Annotated in this window: 22 protein-coding genes; 14 read left to right on the forward strand and 8 right to left on the reverse strand. The window is 39.6% G+C overall.

Annotated features, from left to right (window positions below; translation table 11 throughout):
* Positions 1-60: 60 nt before the first annotated feature.
* Entirely contained in the window at positions 61-1,092 is a 1,032-nt protein-coding gene (locus tag GS400_RS05690; protein WP_160099842.1) for a LacI family DNA-binding transcriptional regulator, read from the reverse strand.
* 229 nt (positions 1,093-1,321) lie between these two features.
* Between GS400_RS05690 and GS400_RS05695 the strand changes: the two genes are divergently transcribed.
* From GS400_RS05695 to GS400_RS05745, 11 genes are all read left to right on the forward strand, one after another.
* Complete coding sequence (locus GS400_RS05695; protein WP_160099844.1) at positions 1,322-1,567, forward strand: hypothetical protein; 246 nt, start codon at positions 1,322-1,324, stop codon at positions 1,565-1,567.
* Between the two features lie 24 nt (positions 1,568-1,591).
* The gene (locus tag GS400_RS05700) at positions 1,592-2,113 is read left to right on the forward strand and encodes an AAA family ATPase (protein ID WP_160099846.1); all 522 of its coding nucleotides are present in this window, start codon (positions 1,592-1,594) and stop codon (positions 2,111-2,113) included.
* Entirely contained in the window at positions 2,110-2,958 is an 849-nt protein-coding gene (locus GS400_RS05705; protein WP_236561162.1) for a protein phosphatase 2C domain-containing protein, read from the forward strand. Before GS400_RS05700 ends, GS400_RS05705 begins: the two co-directional genes overlap by 4 nt.
* Before the next feature lie 212 nt (positions 2,959-3,170).
* The gene (locus tag GS400_RS05710; protein ID WP_160099848.1) at positions 3,171-4,031 is read left to right on the forward strand and encodes a CvfB family protein; all 861 of its coding nucleotides are present in this window, start codon (positions 3,171-3,173) and stop codon (positions 4,029-4,031) included.
* 255 nt (positions 4,032-4,286) lie between these two features.
* On the forward strand, positions 4,287-5,528 hold the full coding sequence (locus tag GS400_RS05715; protein ID WP_160099850.1) for an MFS transporter: 1,242 nt from the start codon (positions 4,287-4,289) through the stop codon (positions 5,526-5,528).
* A gap of 150 nt (positions 5,529-5,678) precedes the next feature.
* Positions 5,679-6,287, forward strand: coding sequence for a class I SAM-dependent methyltransferase (locus tag GS400_RS05720; RefSeq protein WP_160099852.1), 609 nt, complete (start codon positions 5,679-5,681; stop codon positions 6,285-6,287).
* Positions 6,288-6,426: 139 nt separating this feature from the next.
* Positions 6,427-6,684 (forward strand): hypothetical protein, encoded by a 258-nt coding sequence (locus GS400_RS05725; protein ID WP_160099854.1) that lies wholly within the window; start codon positions 6,427-6,429, stop codon positions 6,682-6,684.
* 20 nt (positions 6,685-6,704) lie between these two features.
* Positions 6,705-6,911 carry a hypothetical protein gene (locus GS400_RS05730; protein ID WP_160099856.1) on the forward strand — a complete coding sequence of 69 codons (207 nt, stop codon included), beginning with the start codon at positions 6,705-6,707 and terminating at the stop codon, positions 6,909-6,911.
* Between the two features lie 32 nt (positions 6,912-6,943).
* Complete coding sequence (locus GS400_RS05735; protein WP_160099858.1) at positions 6,944-7,363, forward strand: hypothetical protein; 420 nt, start codon at positions 6,944-6,946, stop codon at positions 7,361-7,363.
* A gap of 89 nt (positions 7,364-7,452) precedes the next feature.
* Entirely contained in the window at positions 7,453-7,914 is a 462-nt protein-coding gene (locus tag GS400_RS05740; protein ID WP_160099860.1) for a hypothetical protein, read from the forward strand.
* A gap of 196 nt (positions 7,915-8,110) precedes the next feature.
* Positions 8,111-8,716 (forward strand): DUF3267 domain-containing protein, encoded by a 606-nt coding sequence (locus GS400_RS05745; RefSeq protein WP_160099862.1) that lies wholly within the window; start codon positions 8,111-8,113, stop codon positions 8,714-8,716.
* Between the two features lie 122 nt (positions 8,717-8,838).
* Here GS400_RS05745 and GS400_RS05750 read toward each other — a convergent pair whose 3' ends face one another.
* Both GS400_RS05750 and GS400_RS05755 read right to left on the reverse strand, forming a co-directional pair.
* On the reverse strand, positions 8,839-10,710 hold the full coding sequence (locus tag GS400_RS05750) for a PTS fructose transporter subunit IIABC (protein WP_160099864.1): 1,872 nt from the start codon (positions 10,708-10,710) through the stop codon (positions 8,839-8,841).
* A gap of 96 nt (positions 10,711-10,806) precedes the next feature.
* The gene (locus tag GS400_RS05755; protein WP_160099866.1) at positions 10,807-11,559 is read right to left on the reverse strand and encodes a DeoR/GlpR family DNA-binding transcription regulator; all 753 of its coding nucleotides are present in this window, start codon (positions 11,557-11,559) and stop codon (positions 10,807-10,809) included.
* A gap of 887 nt (positions 11,560-12,446) precedes the next feature.
* Between GS400_RS05755 and GS400_RS05760 the strand changes: the two genes are divergently transcribed.
* Positions 12,447-13,088, forward strand: a complete 642-nt coding sequence (locus tag GS400_RS05760) for a redoxin domain-containing protein (protein ID WP_160099868.1) — start codon at positions 12,447-12,449, stop codon at positions 13,086-13,088.
* 460 nt (positions 13,089-13,548) lie between these two features.
* Here the strand turns inward: GS400_RS05760 and GS400_RS05765 are convergent, their stop codons facing one another.
* Entirely contained in the window at positions 13,549-14,169 is a 621-nt protein-coding gene (locus GS400_RS05765) for a TetR/AcrR family transcriptional regulator (protein ID WP_236561163.1), read from the reverse strand.
* Positions 14,170-14,478: 309 nt separating this feature from the next.
* Between GS400_RS05765 and GS400_RS05770 the strand changes: the two genes are divergently transcribed.
* Both GS400_RS05770 and GS400_RS05775 read left to right on the forward strand, forming a co-directional pair.
* Positions 14,479-16,701 (forward strand): MMPL family transporter, encoded by a 2,223-nt coding sequence (locus GS400_RS05770; RefSeq protein ID WP_160099870.1) that lies wholly within the window; start codon positions 14,479-14,481, stop codon positions 16,699-16,701.
* A gap of 329 nt (positions 16,702-17,030) precedes the next feature.
* Positions 17,031-18,545, forward strand: a complete 1,515-nt coding sequence (locus tag GS400_RS05775; protein WP_160099872.1) for a glycine betaine uptake BCCT transporter — start codon at positions 17,031-17,033, stop codon at positions 18,543-18,545.
* A 77-nt stretch (positions 18,546-18,622) separates the two neighbouring features.
* Here the strand turns inward: GS400_RS05775 and GS400_RS05780 are convergent, their stop codons facing one another.
* The 4 genes from GS400_RS05780 to GS400_RS05795 form a co-directional block, all read right to left on the reverse strand.
* Positions 18,623-19,051 (reverse strand): DUF6376 family protein, encoded by a 429-nt coding sequence (locus tag GS400_RS05780; RefSeq protein WP_160099874.1) that lies wholly within the window; start codon positions 19,049-19,051, stop codon positions 18,623-18,625.
* 155 nt (positions 19,052-19,206) lie between these two features.
* The gene (locus tag GS400_RS05785) at positions 19,207-19,806 is read right to left on the reverse strand and encodes a response regulator transcription factor (protein ID WP_160099875.1); all 600 of its coding nucleotides are present in this window, start codon (positions 19,804-19,806) and stop codon (positions 19,207-19,209) included.
* Positions 19,803-20,939, reverse strand: coding sequence for a sensor histidine kinase (locus GS400_RS05790; protein WP_160099877.1), 1,137 nt, complete (start codon positions 20,937-20,939; stop codon positions 19,803-19,805). Before GS400_RS05790 ends, GS400_RS05785 begins: the two co-directional genes overlap by 4 nt.
* Before the next feature lie 137 nt (positions 20,940-21,076).
* On the reverse strand, positions 21,077-22,141 hold the full coding sequence (locus tag GS400_RS05795) for a Delta(5) desaturase DesA (RefSeq protein ID WP_160099879.1): 1,065 nt from the start codon (positions 22,139-22,141) through the stop codon (positions 21,077-21,079).
* Positions 22,142-22,331 lie beyond the last annotated feature (190 nt).

The following is a 22,331-nucleotide window of genomic DNA, read 5'->3' on the forward strand; positions in this document are numbered from 1 at the left end:
TCCAGGAAACAATTAAACGTCTAGGGTGGATGAACCCTAGACGTTTTCCTTTTGAATAATTTACGTTTTTGATTTTTCTTCCTGAACCAAAAACCTGCACGAATCGCGAATGACTAAATCAACTGGTACCAAAACACTTTCGGCTATTTTCTGTTGTGTGTTGATTTGCTTAATGAGTAAATCAGCCGATTCTTTACCGATTAATGTAGTGTCTTGTCGGATCGTTGTAAGAGGTGGGTTTATGAACTGTGCTAATTCTATATCATCAAATCCTATGATGGAGAAATCATCAGGTACTTGATACCCTGCATCCTTTATCGCTTCAATAGCACCAATAGCCAAATTATCTGCTGCTGCAAATATGGCAGTTGGTGGATTCGGAAGAGATAAGAGCTTTTTCATGGCATTGTAGCCACCTTCTCGAGAGAAATAATCTCCATTCACGATGTATTCATCCGGTACATCTAACCCCATCGTTTTGGTGGATGTTAAGAAGCCGTTTCTTCGTTCTTGGCCAGCAAATGTTGTTGCGTGTCCAGCGATATGGGCTATAGATCGGTGACCTAAAGAATACAAGTATTCCACAGCCTTATAGCTTCCTGCAAAGTTATCGGAATTCACGACTGCAGATTCTTTGCTATGTAGGTCTATGACTACAGTAGGAATAGAGGAGTCCATTAGCTCTTTCACTTGCTCATCATTAAAACTAGAGCAAACGACAACCACTCCATCAACGCCTCGATATTTAAATTGCTCTAAGTAGCTTTTTTGTTGATTGTTAATCATTCTAGATGCAAATAATAAATCATACCCCAGAACCTCAACATTCTTTCGGAAGCTTTCAATAACAGCATTAAAGAAAGGATGTTTCATTCCAATGCCTAGGGATTCAATAAAAATAACGCCAATTGTCCATGACTTTTTCGTCGTTAATGTTCTGGCGTGGGAATTAGGTAAATACCCCATTTCCTCAACAGCTTCTAAAATAGCTTTTTTTGTCTTTTGGCTGACATCGGCATAATTGTTTAATGCTTTAGAAACCGTCGTTACAGAGTACCCTGTTTTCTTTGCTATATCGTAAATTGTTACCATTCATCATTACACCCTCTCAAGCATCGAAAGCGCTTTCGATAACATCATAATATGTACTTACTTATATTGCAAGAAAAAAATCTAGGCTTCCCATCTATAGTTGGAATACCCTATTCATCATTTTCTGAAAAATTTAATCAAATCTTTCTTTATCTTTTTCTATTTTCATTATAAGTTAGTAGGAAGAAGATGTAAGAGATTCGTGAAAGCAAATTGAGGTGTTACAGAAATGACTAAACTAGAGAAAAAGATTGCACTAGTCACAGGCGTAAGTCACAGTGAGGGAATCGGCGCAGCAGTTTGCCGTAAGTTAGCAAAAGACGGGGCGGGCATTTTCTTTTCACATTGGGAGGCAGAAGAGAATTGGCCTCATGAGTTTAGAGAAGAAATTAGAGAATTCGGGGGCAGTTGTGAGGAAGCTGATTGGGTTACAGGACAGATCCTAAATTCAGAAGGTGGCTTTTTGAGAGACTAGTAAATGAGTTGAAGTGGTGATTGCGTGGTAAAGAACATAAACAAAATCCATATTATCGGTTCAGTTGGAAGCGGCAAAACTACGCTAGCAAGAAACCTGTCCTCGCAGTTAAGGATTCCTCATTATGAGCTAGACAATGTCGTTTGGATGAGATCAGAGAATGGAGATATTCGTCGGACTGAACAGGAACGAGATAACTATTTATCAAGTATTGTTCAATCGAAACGGTGGATTATTGAGGGTGTTCATCATAATTGGGTAGGGGAGAGTTTTCGCGAAGCGGACCTCATTATTTTTCTAGACACACCTTATTCAATAAGAAATTATAGAATAATAAAGCGATTTTTCTTACAAAAAATAGGAACCGAGAAATCCAATTATAACCCAACATTCCAAATATTTAAGAGGATGTTCATGTGGAATAAAAACTACGAAAACAAAGAGAAGCCTGAGATATTGAAGAGGTTATCCGAGTACAATACTAAGCTAGTCATTTTAAAAGATAACGATGAAACAAAAGGAATTTTAGGTGGTGAGCGATCGTGAAAATAGAGACAATTACGTATAAAGGTGTGGGAGAACTAAATGAAGATTCACTAATTCTAAATGATGACATTTCTCTATATGGTGTTGCGGACGGAGTATCTTCCCTGGTGCCTTTTAAAAGTGATGATAATCTTACAGGTGGATATATCGCATCGAATGAAGTGAAAAAGTATTTTGAACATGTACATCATTCCACTCATCTATCTCAGGACTTGTTCATGATCAATCAAAATATTAGAGAGAAAATGGAAGCGTACGGAATTGATATGGTAAAGAAAGAAAAGCTCTGGGGTACTGCTGTAGCGATGGTTAAGATTTCTGAGAGAGGCGTTGAGTTTATTCAAACAGGGGATTGTATGATTCTTGTAGTCTATCAAGATGACCATGTTCGACCCTTAACTCATCTCCAAACAGAACACTTAGAAAATAAAGCGCTAAATAGATGGATAGAGCTTGTACAAAATGGAGTAAACGCTAGAGAAGATTTAATGAATGAAGTCAAAGACATCCTGATTTCCAATAGAATGAAAAGTAATACACCGGAAGGATATGGTGTATTGAATGGCGAAGAGAGTGCTATTGATTATACGGAGTACGGGGAAATCAATAAAGTCGGATTAAAGCACCTTATTTTAATGACTGATGGATTGTTTTTGCCTCTTGAGAGTGTACCTGCTAATGAAAATTATTGGGATTATGTTGCTCAACGTATTCTTCAAAAGGGGCTCAAGAAGTATGCGAATGAGTTAATGGAGCTTGAGGAATCTGATCCAGAATGCTTGAAGTACCCAAGGTTTAAAAAGTCTGATGATAAAGCAGGTCTTGTGATTACTTTTAAGTACTGAAGAGACATTGTTTTGCTACAATACCAGCACTCATGTTATATCTTGGTTTATACTTGAAAATAATAAATAAAGTTTCACATAAATGACGGGCTTCTGTATAATGGACATGTTTCAGTGTAGATTAGCAAAAGAAGTAGATATAACGTTTTTTTGATAAATGGGATAGAAAAAAGTCCTTCCCAAATTTGAAGTAGTTAGGATGAACAAGATACATGAATACAATAGAAGTTGGAACGGTCGGTACGTTTACCGTCGCTAGAACCATTGAACATGGGTATGTACTAACAGATGGTCGTGAAGAGGTTATGCTTCATTTCAATGATGCTGTTGAAGAAGTGGAAGTAGACGAGGAACTTGAAGCGTTTCTTTATCATGACAAGCAAGGAAAAATGGTGGCAACAACCTATATTCCAGAGATCGATTTCGACACATATGCGTGGTGCGAAGTCGTAGATGTAGTGAATAACCTAGGTGTTTTTGTTGATATTGGCATTCCAAAACACATTTTGGTTTCTATGGATGACCTTCCTCCAAAGAAGAGTCTATGGCCTTTTGTTCATGACGAATTGTACGTTCGCTTAGACTTGGATAAAAGCAATCGTCTCATTGCGAAACCTGCAACAGAAAATATTGTGGAATATGAAGCGGAACCAGCACCAGAAGACCTTTTGCATAAACCGATTAGTGGTCGCGTATATCGCTTGAATCCAGAGGTGTCCGCAATCTTCACCGAAGAAGGTTACCAGGGATTTATTCATCATACCGAGCGTAAAGAAGAGCCGAGACTTGGAGAATGGGTGAAAGGACGCGTCATTGAAGTGAAAGGTGTAGGTTCCTTAAACGTATCATTACGTCCCGTGAAAGAGGAAGCATTAGGAGAAGATGCTGAGCAGATCCTACGTTACCTAGAGAAAAACGGTGGCGAAATGCCTTTTACAGATAAAAGTGATCCTGATGCAATTCGTGATACGTTTAAGATTAGTAAGGCAGCATTTAAACGTGCAATAGGGACTTTAATGAAGCAGAAGAAAGTGAAGCAGGAGAATGGGAAGACATTCTTAATAAGTGAATAGTCCACCAGGGGTTAATCTTTTAGAGAGCTTATCTTGTTCAAGATAGGTTCTTTTTTTATTCTCTAAAGAGCACGGGTTCTAGGAATTTTAAAATTAAGTAATAATGCTAGAAAAAGGTAGGTTCGATTAAGCATGAAAACTACATAAGGAGAGATTATATGGTATTGAATAAAGTTATAAGGTTTTAAGGTGATTTGCAAGGGAATGGAGTTAAATGGAAATTAACTTGATAGTGTATAAAGTTTAGGTGGTAAAATGTTCAACCTTACAAATCACGAGAAAAATATGAGTGTTATTGTATCCAATCAATTCTTAACTGCTCTAGCAGACAGCGTGTATGATGTAGCGATCTTTTGGTACATATATGATCAATCCGGTTCAGCCTTATTAGCTTCATTCGTCACAGCTATCAGTTTTTTAACACAAGTCATTGTGGGTCCTTTTATTGGGGTATTAGCTGATTATAAGAATCCGAAATGGACAATGCAATTAGGCTTTGCTCTTATGATTTTTGTGGGCATAAGCATGGCTTTTATCTATTATTTCTTGTTAGATTACTTTGTAATTCTACTTTATCTCGGAGTAATTATTCACGACATAGGTATGGCTACCATTAAACCAGCGAGAAGTAAGCTTCTCCCTCGTATCGTAGGAAGGGAAAGAATTGTCCAGGTGAATGGGTACATATCATCTTCCTCTCAAATCGCCCTAACCTTAGGTAAGTCTATGAGCGGTTTTTTAATTGCTTTAATTGGGTTTATTGGGGTAATGCTTTCTCATGCTGCTTTGTATTTACTAGCTAGTATATTATTGAAACTTTTAATAGATTTATCTTTATCTAAAACGAATGAATCTGCAGGGGATGTAGAAAGTGTAAGGGAAAAGAAGGAACAATCCTATATTTCAGATATAAAAGATACATTTCAATTAATGCGCTCGTTTCGTCCGTTATTTAAACTGATCATCATTGGAATGGTCATCAATGTAGCATCTGTAATTGGTCCGTTGTTCGTTGTAATTGTGCGAGAGCAATATAGCTCAGGTTCCATTGTTTTTGGTTGGTTTAATGCTATCGGAGCAGTAGCTGGAGTAGTCGTTGGGTTATTTGCTAACCGAATTATCAATTTCGTTAAGCCTTACATGATGTTTGGTCTAAGTATGAGTGGAGCTGGTCTCTCTATGATGTTGGTTGGAACATTATCTAACATTTATGCGGGCATGACTGTATATTTTATAATGAGTTTTTTACTCACAGTATTTAATATCGCCTTTTCTTCATTAATTATTACGTTAGTAGAAGACGAATATCGAGGTAGGGTGAACAATTTAACTACAGCATTAGCGACCATCATGATTCCCGTCTTTTCCGTATTAGGAGGCTATGTTGCGGATCAACTCTCAGCCAGCATTGTTTATGTCTTTGCTGGAGTTTGGGTAGTGTTTTGGGGGATTGTGATCTTCATAGATAAAGATGTAAGGGCAATTGAGAGTGTTTAATTTTATTTAATTTTGTCATATTAATAAGTTTTGCATAAGTAAAGGAGTCCTTAAATTGAATACACTACACATTAAAGAGTTATGTATTTAAGAATTCCTTGAAGTAAGGATAAGAGGTACTTAATAGATTTATAAAAAGGAAGTGAAAGGATGAAGAAGGAAAAGCTCATTAAAAAGTATGATAAGCATGTAAAAATGTACGAGAAGAATCTGAACAACCCAACTCTAGGTAAGTGGAGAAGTCGACTCATAAAGAATGCCAAAGGAAAAGTACTAGAGGTAGGGGTTGGTGTAGGATCAAACTTTCCCTACTATGATAAAGAAAATGTGCACGTCACAGGAGTTGATTTTAGTCCTGAGATGATCAAAAGTGCAAGACAAACGGCTAGGCAGTATGAAATCGATGCTGACTTCATTCATGAAGACGTGGAAAACTTGAAGGTAGAGCCCAATTCTTTTGATACTGTGTTATCAACGCTTTCGCTATGTAGTTATCCGAACCCAGGTGAAGTATTAAATAAGTTTAATAATTGGTGCGAAAAAGATGGAACGGTCCTTTTAATGGAACACGGCTTAAGTTCAAACGTCCTATTGTCTTCTACTCAAAACGTAATTGATCCTCTCTTTAAAAAAGTCGCTGGCTGTCATTGGAATCGAAATATCCTTGAAATTGTAGAAAGCTCTCCATTACAAGTGGAGCATGTTGAAAGGTATTGGGCTGATATGGTCTATTTAATCTGGGCGAAACCTACTAAATAAAACTAGGGGGAGTAGTGTGTCAGCAATTTGCATTTAACCACTAAAAGATAAATGCTATAGTAGAAAACAATACTATATTTATCAATATTTTTCCTTATTATCTAGTGTTTGGTTTCAACAAAAAGTAGGGAGGACCGTTTTGAAGGAAATTTACTTTTACTTGAGTCTAGGGTACGCAGGTCTTCTTTTCTTTGGCATTGCAATGTTCAGGTACATGATCGTCTTTGATGATACTTTAGGACAAGCTTTTTGTTTTTTTGGTGTCTTACTTATTGCCGCCTTTATAAGGTTTGTTGAAAGAAGGCTTGGAGTCTCCATAAAAGAATCCAATGTTACGAAAGTCATTTTTATAACGTTCTTTGTAGCACTTACACTAGCTTTTTTATTAATGAAATAAAATATTAGGGGGAAAACATTTTGAATAAATTAGATGGTTATACGAAGTTTCAGCTTTTCTTTCATGTATTTATTTTTCTATTCGCTTTGGGTGTCATTTGGGCTTATGCATTAAAGGGATTTCAAATCTTCTATATGTTAATTGGAACAGGGATTGCATTAAATAGTTTATATAACTTGCTTAAGTTATACCGAAACGTTCAATCACATAAAAAAACGTTAAGTTAAGGCATTTGATGGCTCAATGGGGGAGATTCGCTTTGAAAAGAAATACCCGATACTTCATATTATTTCTCGTTTTTTCAGTTTCATTTACGTTTGGAGTATGGTTATTAGATGCATTGGAAGGAAGTAAAATCACGACTACTGAACATGTTGATTTAATTGGCGATCTCCTATTCTATGTTTGGATGTTCAGTTGGATTTTGTTCGGTGTTATTATGGTCCCTTTGACTTTGGGTATAGAAAAGTTTATGAATTATGCAATGATTAGAATGCTGATTTTTCCATTAACTGGTTCCTTCTTGGGGATGGTCATTTTCCAGAGGAGTTTTGATGTTAAGCACATTCAAACTTATGAGCTGAATGAAGTGACTTCCATACTTATTTTTCTGGGTGTTGGGTTACTATATGCGATGACAGACCAATACACAAGCTTTTTAGAAGAGCATTGTGACTAAAGCGAATTAAAAAGGAAATTATTGCTACTTCCAATGTAATGATTTGTAATTTAATATAAATGAGTAGAAAACATTGGAAGGAGCCATGTATGATACCACGAAAGTACACCATTATAGGAATTATATTAATCATTGTTTTAGTAGTTTCATTGCTAGTAAACTTCTACTTATATAAGGCAAATAGTGAAATGGCTGATAGACAATACATAGAATTTGTTGATGCACAGAGGTCTTTGCTATATAGCACTGAGGAATACATAGACGGTTTGGAAGAAGTGAATCAATCAGAAGATTTTGATGTAAAAACGCTTCAAGTACTGTCAAGTTCAATGATGACCTCCATAAACGAACATCATCAATCGAGTTTAGTGTTATATGGTAACTTTACAAACTTTGATAATATTAACCGTTATCAAAGTGAATTTTTGGATCTTTGGGAAGTGGGGCTTACTGAGGTTTCAGATGTGGAAACACAAGAGGAGCTATCTACTCATATTAAAGAGCTGAAACGGCTGTTTCGCAATTTTGAAGAGGATATGAAAAAATACTAATAAGATTCAATTATAGTGATTACCAAGCTGGTGATCACTTTTATTATTACTTTTAGTTTTCTATTGGACGAAAAGTAACTTCTACCCTTATTCATTCGTCAATAAATTCAGGAAATGAAGGAGAGGTAGTATTACAAAACATCGGTATCGACTGTTAATCAAAAAGTAAGTAGATCATTAAGAAATGGGGAATGAAATGAAGATTCAGAGTAAAATGCCAGAAACGAACGACCGTTTACATATAGCTTTAATGGATAGTGGATGGGTTCCCATGAAAGAACCTAAGAATCTCATAACAGCCATTCTTCTTTCCATACCATTAATGTTTATCTCAACACTTATTTCTCTTGTTATCATAAATATAGTTTCAGGTCTGTCATGGGAGGAATTTGGTCTTACAGCTGTTTCTTTATCCTTCACCATTCATTTAGGAATTTTGTTATGGATTGTCATTCTTTTAATGTTTCATGAAATCCTTCATTTGGTTTTCGTGCCTAACTTCTTAAGCTCAAATAAAACGTTTATGGGATTAACGTATTTTGGGGGATACGTGCTTTCAGAAGAGAAATTCTCAAAAACAAGGTATTTAGTCATCACACTTGCTCCATTTGTAATAATCTCGATGATATTGCCGGTTTTACTAAGTATGATAGGCCTCTTAACATCAACCATGAAATTTTTAATACTACTTAACGCAGCTGCATCTTCTGTAGACTTACTTTATGTTTTTCTAGTTGTTAAACAAGTACCAAACAACTCAATGGTGCGAAATAATGGAACAAAAATGTACTGGAGAAATTAGATATTATAAGGAGGCTCAACTTGAGAAAAACACTCATCCTCATGTTTTATCGGAAGAATAAGGAGGTCCGTTCATTTCAAAACAGCATCGAATTCCAGCAGAATCCGATGCTGTTTTTGTATTTATTGAATTTTCTTCTTCAACGATCCAACCATAATCGCAGTCACAAATGCACCTGCTAGAATGGCTAACAGATAGAAGAGAGGTGCTAGTGGTACGTTTCCGTTTACAAGGCCAGCGACGAAGACACCGCCGTGTGGTGCGCGAAGTGTGATGCCGAATAGCATCGTTAGGGCACCTGCTAGAGCTGAGCCTGTAATAATGGAAGGGATGACACGTGCAGGGTCAGCTGCGGCGAATGGAATAGCGCCTTCTGTAATGAAGGATGCTCCCATTACGTAAGCTGTTTTACCTGCTTCTTGCTCTTGCTTTGTGAATTTACTTTTGAACATGGTTGTTGCAATTGCTAAGCCTAGTGGAGGTGTCATACCGCCAGCCATAATAGCTGCGATCGGGGCATAGTTTTCTGCATCAATCATCGCAAGGCCGAATGTGTAAGCCGCTTTGTTAATTGGTCCACCCATATCCACAGCCATCATACCGCCAAGTACAAGACCAACGAGAATAAGGTTTGTTTCCCCTAAACCTTCAAGCCAACCTGTTAGACCATCCATGATGGCACTTAATGGAGAGTTAATTAAGATCATAATCAAGCCAGTAGAAAAGATACCGAGTAAAGGATAGATAAGGACCGGCTTCAACCCTTCTAATGATTGAGGTAAACCACCGAACATCTTCTTAATTCCTTCAACTAAATAACCTGCTAAGAAACCAGCAATTAAACCACCAAGGAAACCAGAACCACCGCTAGAGGCGAGCATACCACCGACTAAACCAGGTGCAAGACCAGGACGTCCGGCTATACTTTGTGCGATGAAACCAGCTAGAACAGGAATCATTAGTGCAAATGCTGTTCCACCACCAATGTTCATCAACCATTCAGCAAAAATGTTGTGCGATTCATGGTCTGGATTTGCTGCTTTGATCCCGAAAATAAAGGAAATTGCAATGAGGATACCGCCACCTACAACAAGCGGAAGCATGTTGGAAACACCATTCATTAAGTGTTTATAAAAACCAGTACGTTCCTCACCGCCGCCACTGTCTTCACTGCTGCTTTGACCGCGACCTTGATAAATCGGCGCATCCTTTTTCATCGCACGTTCAATTAGCGATGTTGATTCATGAATGCCTTTTCCGACAGTTGTTTGGATCACAGGCTTACCTTGGAATCGATCCATTTCTACATCAACATCAGAAGCAACGATAATGGCATCAGCTTTTTCAATTTCCTCTTTTGTAGGGATGTTTTTGACTCCGCCAGAACCATTCGTTTCAACTTTAATCCCAACGCCTTTTTCTTTTGCAGCTTCCTTCAATTTATCCGCTGCCATGTATGTGTGAGCAATACCTGTTGGGCAACCAGTTACGCCGATAATAAATTGATCACTATCTTCTGGTGTATCATCTTCGTGTTCTTCTTGCTCTTTACGGTTGATGGCTTCAATCACATCATCTTCCGTACGAGCCTGTTCTAATTCTTTTCGAAACCCTTCATCCATTAGAAGGGTGGAGAGCTTAGATAGTGTATCTAAGTGCGTTTGGTTTGCTCCTTCTGAAGCAGCAATCATGAAAAAGAGATTAGCGGGCTGGCCGTCTAATGAGTTGTAATCAACACCAGATGGCGTGCGACCAAATGCAATCGCTGGCTCATTTACTGCAGAAGTTTTGGCGTGAGGAATGGCAATCCCTTCACCAATTCCCGTTGAACTCTGCTCTTCACGTTCTTCAATAGCTTTCTTGAATTCGCTCGCATTGTTTAGACGACCTGCTTGATCAAGTTTGTTCACAAGCCCATCAATCACGTCACTTTTGGAGCGGGCATCCAGATCAAGTGCAATGGTGTCTTTTTTTAATAAATCAGTAATTTTCACTTGCAAAACCTCCCCTTATTGCAAATCTTATCTATGGATCTTCATAAGCACATTAGGAATGAATGAAAAAAATAGCAAACGCTTTCAATAAAGTGCTTATGATGAAACAACTTGAATCATGGTTTTCTCCTGATAGGGCTCTGATAGTGTAGAGCCACTATGGTCAGTAATGATGTGCGCCTCATGAATGTCAGCAATTTTGGTGAAGGTAATTTCATTAAACTTCGAACCATCCGCCAAAATATAAGCATTTTCCGCTTGCTGGAGTGCCGTTCGTTTTAGACCAGCCTCTTCAGGATCAGGCGTTGTGTATCCTGCAGACAGGTCAACACCGTTCGTTCCGAGAAAAGCAAGGTCAAAATAATACCCTCCCAGACTCAGCTGAGCTGCGTTACCGATAAGAGCACCGGTTTTATGTTTGATGTATCCACCCGTGACATAAGCTGTCATACCGTGTTCACTTAATGCGTTGAGATGACTAAGCCCATTCGTGACAACGGTAATGGATTTGTCTTTTAGAAAAGGGATCATCTCAAGCGTTGTAGTCCCTGCATCAAGAAAGATGCAATCCCCTTCACGAACAAGATTAGCTGCGTGCTTGGCTATTTGTTGTTTCTCTTGAAGGTTTTTGGTTGATTTCTCAACAATGCTCGGCTCCTCGCTCGTTTGATGAAGAATCGAAGCACCACCATGAACACGTCTCAAGAGATGTTGATCCTCAAGCTGGCTCAAATCTCTGCGGATCGTGGATTCAGATGAGGAAGTAGCCTCCACAAGCTCTTGAATTTTTACGGTTTGTTTTTCATTTAAGACATTTAGAATAATTTGATGACGCTCTGGGGTTAACATGCGACCAACCTCCTAGATCAACCTTATTTAAATTCTAACGTAAGCGTTTTCAGAAATCAATCATAAAATTTCATAAACGATCAAATATAATCAAAAATGTTTTTGATGATCTGTCAAAAACGGTCAAATGGTGGAGGGGGAGTGTGCTAAATCAGGGTGGGCGCTCGCATTTGAAGCGAACCCGCTCATAAATCAGGGTGGATGCTCGCATTTGGTCCGCACCCGCTCATAAATCACAATAGGCGCTCGTGTACCCGCTCATAATTCAAGAAAAGCGCTCGTATCCAGTGCGCACCCGCTCTTAAGCAAGGCACTCTCAGCAAGCGTGAAAAGTTTCGAAATAAGCAAAATATCTTACATAAACCTAACGAGTTCAGGACAATCTAGTTAGTGAGGTAGGGAACACACTGATCAACTGAGATGAGGTGTCTAAGTTGAACACGATTGCTTTGCTTTAGAAAATGAGTTTTCAATCAATTGAAAATGAGGTGTCTACAGCAGGCTATTCAATGAACGACCCCAGAGTACACTAAAATACTCATGCCAAATGAGGTGTTTGTGATCGACATTTAACGTTTTTCACAAGTTAGCGACTCGAAAGTTGGAAAGACCTACCTCAACCGAGAGCAAGGTGTATGTATTCCATGCACCTTGCTTTTTTGTGCCCGACTCCACAACTTTAAAGCAGTGGGGGTCAGGCACCTTATTTGTGTTTCAGTCCCATCCAGAAGTAAACTAAAGGTGAAAGGTGGGATACTTTGTTATTACAAAAACTTGAGAACGTTGAACTTCTTGATTTAGATGGTAATACAGTCTCCACTGATGATTTTCGTGGAAAAAACACGTTAATTTTCATGTGGGCGTCCTGGTGACGATGCCGCCAGCAGTTGCCTGGATGGCAGCAAGTATATGAGAAGTACAAAGATGAAGGATTTGAGATTCTATCTGTTTCCGTTGATATTCAAGGGGCAGAGGTTGTAAAGCCGTATGTAGAAGATACGACGTTTAAGACGGTTATCGATTCAGAGAACAAGTTCGCAAATATGTTTGGGTTTAAAATTGTTCCGAACGGGATCTTTATCGATAAGGAAGGTACGATTCGTCTTCTTAAACAAGGATTTAAGGTGGACGATGATGACCATGTCGAAGCGGTTCGCAAGCTCATTTTTGGAGAGGTCGAAAAAGTTGAATTCGATGATACCTACTATAATCCAGCCGAATCATCTACGAACATGGAAAAGCAACTCGCTCAAACCAAGTTCAAATTGGGCATGGAATACTACAACAATGGGAAGAAGGATGAGGCACTGAAAGAATTAGATGAAGCCTTACTCCTTGATACAGAAAACTTCCTGATTCGAAAACAACGATGGTACATTCGTTACCCAGAAAAGTTTTCACCTACAATTGATATTGAATGGCAACAAAATCAATTAAAACAAGAAAAAGAAGCGGAAGCACAGCAAAAAGGGGACATGATTTGTGGCCCAGAAGGCTGTGTGATTCCAGGGACTTCGAATGATGAATAAGATCTAGGTGCCTGACCCCACTACTTTAAAGCGGTGGGGGTCAGGCACTTTTAATGCAGTGGGGGAGTTACCTTTTGAGCGGATGCACTTGAATTATGATCGGATTTTTGTTTTTATGATTACTTTTAGGCATTTGTGAGTGCGGCAGATGAAATATGAGCGGCTGGTAAGAATTATGAGCGCATATATAATTTTTTGATCGTTCCCCGCCAAATTATGATCGAAGTAGATCGCTTGGAAATTACGCAGGATCGCCTGAAAATGCTGTTCCACCGCCTGAAAGTTTGTCGGGATCGCCTGCAAAAGTCTATCCAACGCCTGAATCCTAAGTAAGATCGCCTGAATAGCTCAATCCACCGCCCGAATTCCATCCCAAATCGCCCGAACCACCATCCCAAACCGCCTGAACCCACCATCCCAGCTCAAATAAAAAACCTGCACCCCAGCGGGCACAGGCTCATCATTCCACAAGTCCGTTCCAAAATAGATCAATAATATGTTTGGCGGCTTTTTCAGTCGAGTCAAATATCGTATTTCCGTTGGCATCGTGATAATGCCCAGCTTTTAACAATGAAATAAAGCTATGTGCGACGAACTTCGTGTGAACCTCTCGAATTTCGCCTTTATCAATTGCTTCGTTAAATGCTTCTTCCAGAGCTTCGTACATATTTTCCTCAGCTTGCTGTACCTTTTTCATTTGTTCCGCTGAAAGAGCATTTTTCATTTCGCGCGTGAAGCCATCCATATCCATATCGCCCACTGCTGAAAGGTGAGCCATTGATACGTCATAGAGGCGATCCTTTAGAGGCTTTTTAGCTTGTAGTATTGTATCCATTTGCTCGCGAATGCGAAGCATCATTTGAACCATAGTTTCGGTGAAGAGATCACCTTTACTTCCAAAATAGTAGTAAACCGTCGCCTTTGTCACATTGCAATGATCTGCAACATCATCGACCGAAACTTCTTGGTATCCATTTTCTAAAAACAGCTGTGCAGCTGATTGAAGTATCATTTCATTTGTAGGTTGTTTCTTTTCATTTTGCCGTGGTCGCCCAGGCGAGCGATTGCTTTTCGCTTTCAATATGGGTCTCTCCTTGTGAGTTGTTCATTTTTAAAGAGTAAAGAAGGCGGTTCTTAGATGTCTAGCTCCAGCGACCAGCAACGAAGGGACTTCCCTCGCCTCCGTACGATAAGTCAACATCAAATTGCTTCACAATTTGTGTTTCCTTTATCGTACTACGGGCTCAGTCCAGTCCCTTCGTTGCTAAACGGGCGCTTCCACTTTTCTAAGTGTACCACATCAACACATCGAGGATATAGTAATCATTGAAAATTAACTAACCAGTATATATAATTAATATCAGATAAAAAGGGGGAGGGAAATACTTACATGAATGTTTTAAATAAATTAGGAAAAATCGTTGCAGGGTCTAAGACAAGATGGGTTACTATTGTCATTTGGATCCTTTTGGTTGGCATGGTGTCGTCGATTTGGCCACAAGTAAATAATGAAGAAACAAATTCTAATAATTTGTTGCCAGATGAGGCGATGTCTAATGAAGCAGCCAAGTTAGCGGAGGAAGAGTTTCCGAATGAATCTGGTGTTCCATTGTTACTTGTGTGGTACCAAGATGAAGGCTTGGAAGAAGCGGATATCAAAGAGATTCAATCCGTTTATCAAGAGCTTGAAAGTAATCCTGTAGAGTATCAATCGAAGGTGCCGAGCTTTGCCAAAATTCCTGTGGCAGCATTATTGGAATCTGCTTCAGAGGATGGGAAGGCTCTTACGACACCTGTATTTTTTAAAGAAGATGCTTCAACAGAAGAGCTACAAAAATCTCTACAAAACTTGAAAAAAATCATAACCGAAAAAGTTGGGAAAAACCCGTTTGATACGAATCTATCGGAGGATGGCTTGCATGTAAGAATGACTGGGCCTGTTGGAATTCAAACAGATGCTACGGAATTATTTAGCCAGGCAGACCTGACATTATTACTGGCAACAGTTTTACTTGTGTTGGTTTTATTAATCGTTTTATATCGTTCACCAATTTTAGCGGTAGTGCCATTAATCGGTGTTGGTTTTGCATATGGATTGATTTCACCGATGCTTGGATTTATGGCGAGTAACGGATGGATTGTGGTCGATTCGCAAGCCATCTCTATCATGACTGTACTTTTATTTGGTGCTGGAACAGATTACTGTCTATTCCTCGTATCAAGATATCGTGATGAACTGCAGCTTGAGCCGAATAAATATAAGGCGCTCCATCTAGCAATCGCTAACTCAGGCGGAGCTATTTTGATGTCAGCAGCTACCACGGCACTGGGTTTATTAACATTATCTTTAGCACAGTACGCTTCATACGATCGATTTGCTGTACCATTTAGTCTAGCGATCGTCATGATGGCGGTAGCTGTTGTTACCATTTTGCCTGCTCTTTTAGCTGTACTTGGTAGAACAGCTTTCTTTCCTTTTATCCCGAGAACAGACAAAATGGTTGAAGAGCTTGAGAAAAAGAAAGGGAAGCGCGTCCGCAAAGGAAATACAAGAAGTCGATTCAGCAAAGCAGCCGGACGATTGGTTACGGAAAAGCCTGTTCCGATCATTGTCGTTACACTCATTGTTCTAGGTGGATTGGCCGCTCTTGTACCGCGAATCGATTATTCTTACGGTGTGTTAGGATCCTTCCCAGAAGATATGCCTTCACGTGAAGGGTTCACAATAATTAGTGAGCATTATCCTGCAGGTGAAATTGCTCCAACAAATGTGATCATCGATACTGAAGGGGAAGAGGTCGATGTAAAAGAGCAATTAACTGAATTAGATTTTGTTGAAAGTGTAAGTGAACCGAGAGAGGGCAAAGAAAACAAGGAGATGCTCCAATATGTGGTGACGCTATCCTTGAACCCTTATGAGGAAGAAGCTATTGCTAGAGTTCCTACCTTAAAGGAAACTGCTGAAGATGCGCTGGCTGAAGCTGGAGTAGAAAATGCGAGTGATCAGGTCTGGATCGGTGGAGAGACAGCAACGCTCTATGATACCCAAAATATCACCAACCGAGATCAGCAGCTGATTATTCCAGTTGTGTTGCTTATTATCGCAACATTACTCCTGATTTATTTACGCTCCATAGTGGCCATGGCGTACCTTCTGATTACAGTAGTGCTGTCATTCTTCTCTGCATTAGGGCTTGGATGGCTCATCATTCACTATGGTTTAGGAGCCGAAGCGATGCAGGGACTCATACCACTATATGCGTTCGTGTTCTTAGTGGCGCTTGGTGGAGATTACAACATCTTTATGATCTCAAGCATTTGGAAAAATCGAAAACACATGCCTTTAAAACAGGCCATCGCAGAAGGTGTAGGAGAAACAAGCAGCGTTATCACATCAGCCGGATTAATTTTAGCTGGAACATTCCTTGTATTAGCCGTGATGCCGATTCAGGTACTTGTCCAATTCGGTATCGTTACAGCGATTGGTGTCCTACTTGATACCTTCGTCGTGCGTCCATTACTCGTACCAGCGATTACAACTGTCCTTGGAAAATACTCATTCTGGCCAGGTGAACTTTGGAAGAAGGAAGATCGTGAAAAAGATCATAGTTAATGCACATGCCTGCTCTCCATATTTGGGGAGCAGGTTTTTTGTGTATAGCGCATGCGCTCGGAAATTGAACTTATCGCCGTAATTCTAGCTAAAACCGCCCGCATCCTGGCACTAACCGCCTGTAAATTGTAAGTATCGCCTGAACCCTAGCAAAATGCGCCTGCAAATCAAGATAACCGCCTGAATTCTGGAACTGATCGCCTGAAACCCAACCTCAAATCTCCTTTCTACTAAAAAACAGTCAACGCATAAAACCACACCTTCTAAAGGATAATAAAATCATCATGAACGCTCAGGTTAACCATGCCTGCAGAAAGGAGTTTTACGTCATGCTTAATAAATTCTCTACTGTATTTAAAATATCAGCAGGGATTATGTTGGTACTGGTTATTTTCGGGGTTGTGTGGCCTAAAGGGTTAGAGAACATCACCACGAACGTGCAAGAGTTTATTGCGAGTAAGCTGGGCTGGTACTACCTTATTATCGTTACATTCTTTGTCCTTGTTGCCTTAGTATTTTTACTCACTCCACTTGGTAAAATCAAACTAGGAAAGCAAGGGGAAAAACCTGAATTCTCCAGACCAACCTGGATTGCTATGCTTTTTAGTGCAGGGATGGGAATCGGGCTAGTGTTCTGGGGAACGGCTGAACCGATCAGCCACTACGCTGTTAGTTCTCCGACACAAGAAACAGGAACCGATCAAGCTATAAAAGACGCACTGCGTTTCACATATTTTCACTGGGGGATCCACGCTTGGGGGATTTATGGGATCGTAGCACTCGTTTTAGCTTATTTTAACTACAGACATGATAAGCCTGGCCTCATCAGTGCAACGTTGGAACCTGTTCTTGGCGATGCAGCAAGAGGAACGACAGGGAAAGTGATCGATATTTTCGCTGTTATCGCGACTGTTATTGGGGTTGCGACGACCCTTGGTTTTGGCGCTGTTCAAATCAATGGTGGCTTGGCATATTTATTCGATATACCAAGTAACTTTTTCATGCAATTAATCATAATTGTTATTGTAACAGTTCTATTCATGATCTCTGCCTGGACGGGATTAGGGAAAGGGATCAAAATTTTGAGTAATGCTAACATGGGATTGGCAGGTATTCTTTTTCTTCTCATTTTCATTTTGGGGCCAACATTATTCATTTTAAACCTATTTACTAACTCCATTGGCTCGTATATTCAAAACTTACCGCAGATGAGTTTCCGTATTGCGCCGTTGAATGAAGAAACGCGTGAGTGGATTAAATCATGGACGATCTTCTACTGGGCTTGGTGGATTGCATGGTCTCCGTTTGTAGGGATCTTTATTGCTCGTGTGTCAAAAGGACGCTCCATACGTGAATTTGTCTTCACGGTTTTGATCGTTCCATCGATTGTAGGTTTCCTATGGTTCGCAACGTTTGGAGGTACAGCGATTCATCTTGAACACACAGGTGTTGCAGAGATTTCAAAACTTGCAACGGAGGAGTCGCTATTTGGTGTATTCTCGGAATTCCCACTAGGGATGGTTGCTTCCATTGTAGCCATTTTGCTCATTAGTACATTCTTTATCACATCCGCCGATTCCGGAACATTCGTCTTGGGTTTAATGACAACAGGCGGAACAGGGGACCCGGGCCAAACGATCAAATTGACATGGGGCGTACTGCTTTCAGCTACAGCGCTAGCGCTTCTCTATACAGGAGGGCTACAAGCTTTACAAAATACCATGATCATAGCGGCGTTACCGTTCTCGGTCATCATGTTCTTGATGTGTATTAGTTTCGTGAAGTCCGTTTACAAAGAAGGAAAAGAACTGGGGATCGGCAAGATTCAACAGAAGGAAAAATAACGAAAAGGCATTGCCAGCTGGCGATGCCTTTTTATGCACGATCTCATATTCGACAAAAACCAGGGCGTGACAGGCACCTACTGATTTAGGTTCTCAAGCTTATTCATGAACTCTGATGTATTTCGAATCGTTTGAATGAGTTGGGAGTCCTGAACCTTATCAAGAGTGAGCTGACCGTTATCGAATAAACCATTAATTTCTGCTAATATCTGTTCGTTTTTGCTTACTATGTTTTGATGTAAGTCTTCTGCAATGGTTGGGGCGTCTATATTATTAAATGCGTTGATATCATCCTTAAGTGATTTTAATTCATTTGCTAATTTTTCTTTAGCTGCAGGATCTTTGGTAGCTTCTTTATATCGATCTGGGGCACCTTCAGCATATTCCTTTAACTGATTTATATGGTTCTTAGCATCAATTACATAATCTATAGAGTCATTCACTTCTCCTAAAGAACAGCCTGTTAAAACAAGCGTTAAAGCAACACTGGCAAGTAGTTTCTTCATCAACATTCCTCCCTTTTTAACTATAGTACGGGTTTGATTCCCGAAAAGTTTCATGATTAAAAGGGGGCGTTCCGAAAAATAAGAGAAAAAGTAAAAGTTATTTAAAAAAAGTCTGTCCCTTGAGGCAACAGACTATAAAGAATCATTGATTTCTATTACTTAAACCAACCCTTCTCCTTAAACCGCGTAATCGCTTCGATCCGATTGCTGACTTCAAGCTTTTCCAAAATAACTGATATATAGTTCCGAACCGTACCGGGAGTAATATAAAGCTCATTCGAGATGTCTTTCGTATTTTTGCCATCTGCTACGAGTTGCATGACTTCTCTTTCACGTTCGGTTAAAGGGTTCTGGGGGCTAAACGCCAAGTCGACTAATTCAGGTGAAAAGATGCGCTGTCCATCCATGATTTTTCGAATTGAAGTGGCTAATTCCTCGCTGGGGCTATCTTTTAATAAATACCCAGCGACTCCAGCTTTTTGAGCACGTTCAAAATAGCCAGCTCTTGCAAATGTCGTGAGGATAATCATCTTAGAAGGTTCATCCTTTAACTCTTCAGCAGCATCTAGACCTGTTTTAAGCGGCATTTCAATATCCATAATGCAAATATCAGGCTGAAGTTCTTTGACTAATTTAGTCGCTTCCTCTCCGTTTGTTGCTTGCCCCACAACTTCCATATCCTCTTCCAAATCAAGCAAGGAACCAAGCGCTCCAAGTAACATGCGTTGATCTTCAGCTATGACAATACGAATCATATCGATTCCTCCTGTTTCGTGTGTTGAATAACATTTGGTACACGAAGGTTCAATGTTGTTCCATTCTTTGAGTGTAGCTCCATGCTTCCGTTAACAAAATCAAGTCGTTCGCGCATGCCCTGCAAACCGTGGGATTGATAGGTATCAATTTGATCAGGTATCCCTTTTCCATTGTCCTCGACTCGAACGGTTACTTCTGTCTGAGACTGTTCAATGGTAATACGACACCATGTAGCCTGGCTGTGCTTTACAACATTCGTAGCAGCTTCCTTCAGGCACATACTCAAAACGTTTTCAACCAATAAGGGTGTATTTTCAAGGTTGGTGCTTCCATCTAACTGGAATTCCATATCCGCAGCTTCAATAATCTGTTGAACACGAATGATTTCATCTTCCAGTCGAACCCCCTTCATGTTGGATACCATTTCTCGAACTTCGTTTAAGGCTGTACTTGCCGTTTGGCGAATATCCTTAATTTCATTAGCCGCTGCATCGGGCTTAGCATGAACCAACTTGCCTGCTAGGTCACTCTTTAACCCAATAAGAGATAGCTTATGGCCGAGTACGTCATGAAGATCGCGCGCAATCCGTTCACGTTCCTCCAAAACCATCAATTGTGAAATACGCTGATTGGCACTCTCTAACTTTCCTTCCAGCCTTTGTTCTTTTTGACGGTATCGAATGGTAAAAGGTAATAGCACGACCCCAATGACACTAATGATAATAAAAGGTAATTGAGGGAATAAGGATTCATTTTTCGTAAAAAGCACAATCGTAATTGCTATGATCGTGGTCGATAGATGAACGATATATAAGGATAAAAATCCACCTTTATGCTGAATCGTACCAATGAAAAAGGCTAAAAAGAGGGCGAAATAAATATAGCCGAACAAGAGTGTCATGATCAGACTAATGGCGATCTCTAAGCTAATCCATACATAAATAAATCGGCTGTTTGAAATAAAGGATAGCCTAAAGAATAGGAAAAATAACAAAGTCATGACGATCCCAAAAATGATTTCTTTAGCCGATGATAAACGGAAAATAAACAAGAATGGGAGCAAGCAAAAGATAATCCATATATAAGAGCTAACCCCAGTGTTTTTGGGGAAGATGTTGTTCCATTTTTGCATAAATAGCCGCCTTCCTACGATCTCGTGTGAATAAAGGATATCCTATATACTTTATGATGTCACTATCTTACGCCATTACAAAATAAATTAGACAAGACAAAAGCCCATTTATCGCAATGGGCTTTTTATCAGTTAAATTATTTATCCTGGAACGATGGACTACTCGTATTCATCATCACTTTTGCTCGATCAATTGCGCTTGAATCTTTTAGAAGATGTTTTACGTCTTTAAAGCTTACAAATGTTTTATTACTTGTGTCATAAAGACGGAAGCGTAGGGATTCTAAGCTCGTCTTCAGTGTAATCGTCGTAACGTGTTGTAAAGGCGGTGTCGAGTCATGAGCATCTTGTAAATTATAGTTCGGTACGCGAGGGCTTAGGTGATGAACATGGTGGTAACCGATGTTCCCAGAAACCCATTGGAGAACCTTCGGAAGCTTGTAAAAGGAACTGCCATCTACAGCGGCTCTTACAAATTCCCACTCATCGTCATGTTCGTAATAAGAATCCTCAAATTGGTGCTGAACGTAGAATAACCAAATGCCTAATACGCCAGAAACGTATAGAATAGGAAGGTTTACAATAAGGAAAGCTTCCCAGCCGATCGCCCAAATGAGTAATGCATATATACCTGCGATAGTACCATTCGTGATATAGGTGTTAATCTTTTCTTTACGCTTTACACCTTTGTCATTAAAACGGTTTGCAACTAAGAACAAAAAGATGGGTCCTAAGCCGAACATCACAATAGGGTTGCGGTAGAGTCTATATTTTAATTTGCCCCAGAAAGAAGCGGCTAAATATTCATCGATTGTCATGGCCCAGATATCGCCTGTTCCACGTTTATCTAAGTTTCCACTCGTAGCATGGTGAACATTGTGTTCGCGTTTCCATTTTTCAAAAGGGAATAGCGTAATGATTCCTGTAATCGTTCCTATAATTCGGTTTGCTTTTTTATGGTTTGTAAAGGATTGGTGTGTACAGTCATGGAATATGATAAATAGTCGAATGACGAACCCACCGGCTAACATAGCTGTTGGAATAGCCAGCCATACGGAAATCGATAAGCTTTGATAAGCAAGGTACCAAAGGATTAAAAAGGGAAGTACCGTGTTGATTAATTGTTTAATGGCTCTTGTATTATCAGGTTTTGCATAGGGAGCTACACTCTTGTTTAATTCTTTTAGTTTCTGTTTATTCATAGGTCGACTCCTTCTTATCAGCATTTAAATAGCTTATATGATCCATGATAGAGAAAGGCCCCTATGTTTTTAAGACATAAACGTCAGGACTTATATATGACACTTGTCATGCAACTAAGATATGGAAAATACTCGTCCAATTGCTCTCGTTAATCTCGTAACCTTTTGATACACTTTTCTTATAGAAATA

The sequence above is a fragment of the Pontibacillus sp. HMF3514 genome, assembly GCF_009858175.1.
Taxonomy (GTDB): domain Bacteria; phylum Bacillota; class Bacilli; order Bacillales; family BH030062; genus Pontibacillus.

What these genes read in the sequence shown, in the direction of transcription:
- GS400_RS05690 (WP_160099842.1), bottom strand. Translation starts at nt 1,092, where the DNA reads ATGGTAACAATTTACGATATAGCAAAGAAAACAGGGTACTCTGTAACG.
- GS400_RS05695 (WP_160099844.1), top strand. Translation starts at nt 1,322, where the DNA reads ATGACTAAACTAGAGAAAAAGATTGCACTAGTCACAGGCGTAAGTCAC.
- GS400_RS05710 (WP_160099848.1), top strand. Translation starts at nt 3,171, where the DNA reads ATGAATACAATAGAAGTTGGAACGGTCGGTACGTTTACCGTCGCTAGA.
- GS400_RS05715 (WP_160099850.1), top strand. Translation starts at nt 4,287, where the DNA reads ATGTTCAACCTTACAAATCACGAGAAAAATATGAGTGTTATTGTATCC.
- GS400_RS05720 (WP_160099852.1), top strand. Translation starts at nt 5,679, where the DNA reads ATGAAGAAGGAAAAGCTCATTAAAAAGTATGATAAGCATGTAAAAATG.
- GS400_RS05740 (WP_160099860.1), top strand. Translation starts at nt 7,453, where the DNA reads ATGATACCACGAAAGTACACCATTATAGGAATTATATTAATCATTGTT.
- GS400_RS05745 (WP_160099862.1), top strand. Translation starts at nt 8,111, where the DNA reads ATGAAGATTCAGAGTAAAATGCCAGAAACGAACGACCGTTTACATATA.
- GS400_RS05755 (WP_160099866.1), bottom strand. Translation starts at nt 11,559, where the DNA reads ATGTTAACCCCAGAGCGTCATCAAATTATTCTAAATGTCTTAAATGAA.
- GS400_RS05770 (WP_160099870.1), top strand. Translation starts at nt 14,479, where the DNA reads ATGAATGTTTTAAATAAATTAGGAAAAATCGTTGCAGGGTCTAAGACA.
- GS400_RS05775 (WP_160099872.1), top strand. Translation starts at nt 17,031, where the DNA reads ATGCTTAATAAATTCTCTACTGTATTTAAAATATCAGCAGGGATTATG.
- GS400_RS05780 (WP_160099874.1), bottom strand. Translation starts at nt 19,051, where the DNA reads ATGAAGAAACTACTTGCCAGTGTTGCTTTAACGCTTGTTTTAACAGGC.
- GS400_RS05785 (WP_160099875.1), bottom strand. Translation starts at nt 19,806, where the DNA reads ATGATTCGTATTGTCATAGCTGAAGATCAACGCATGTTACTTGGAGCG.
- GS400_RS05790 (WP_160099877.1), bottom strand. Translation starts at nt 20,939, where the DNA reads ATGCAAAAATGGAACAACATCTTCCCCAAAAACACTGGGGTTAGCTCT.
- GS400_RS05795 (WP_160099879.1), bottom strand. Translation starts at nt 22,141, where the DNA reads ATGAATAAACAGAAACTAAAAGAATTAAACAAGAGTGTAGCTCCCTAT.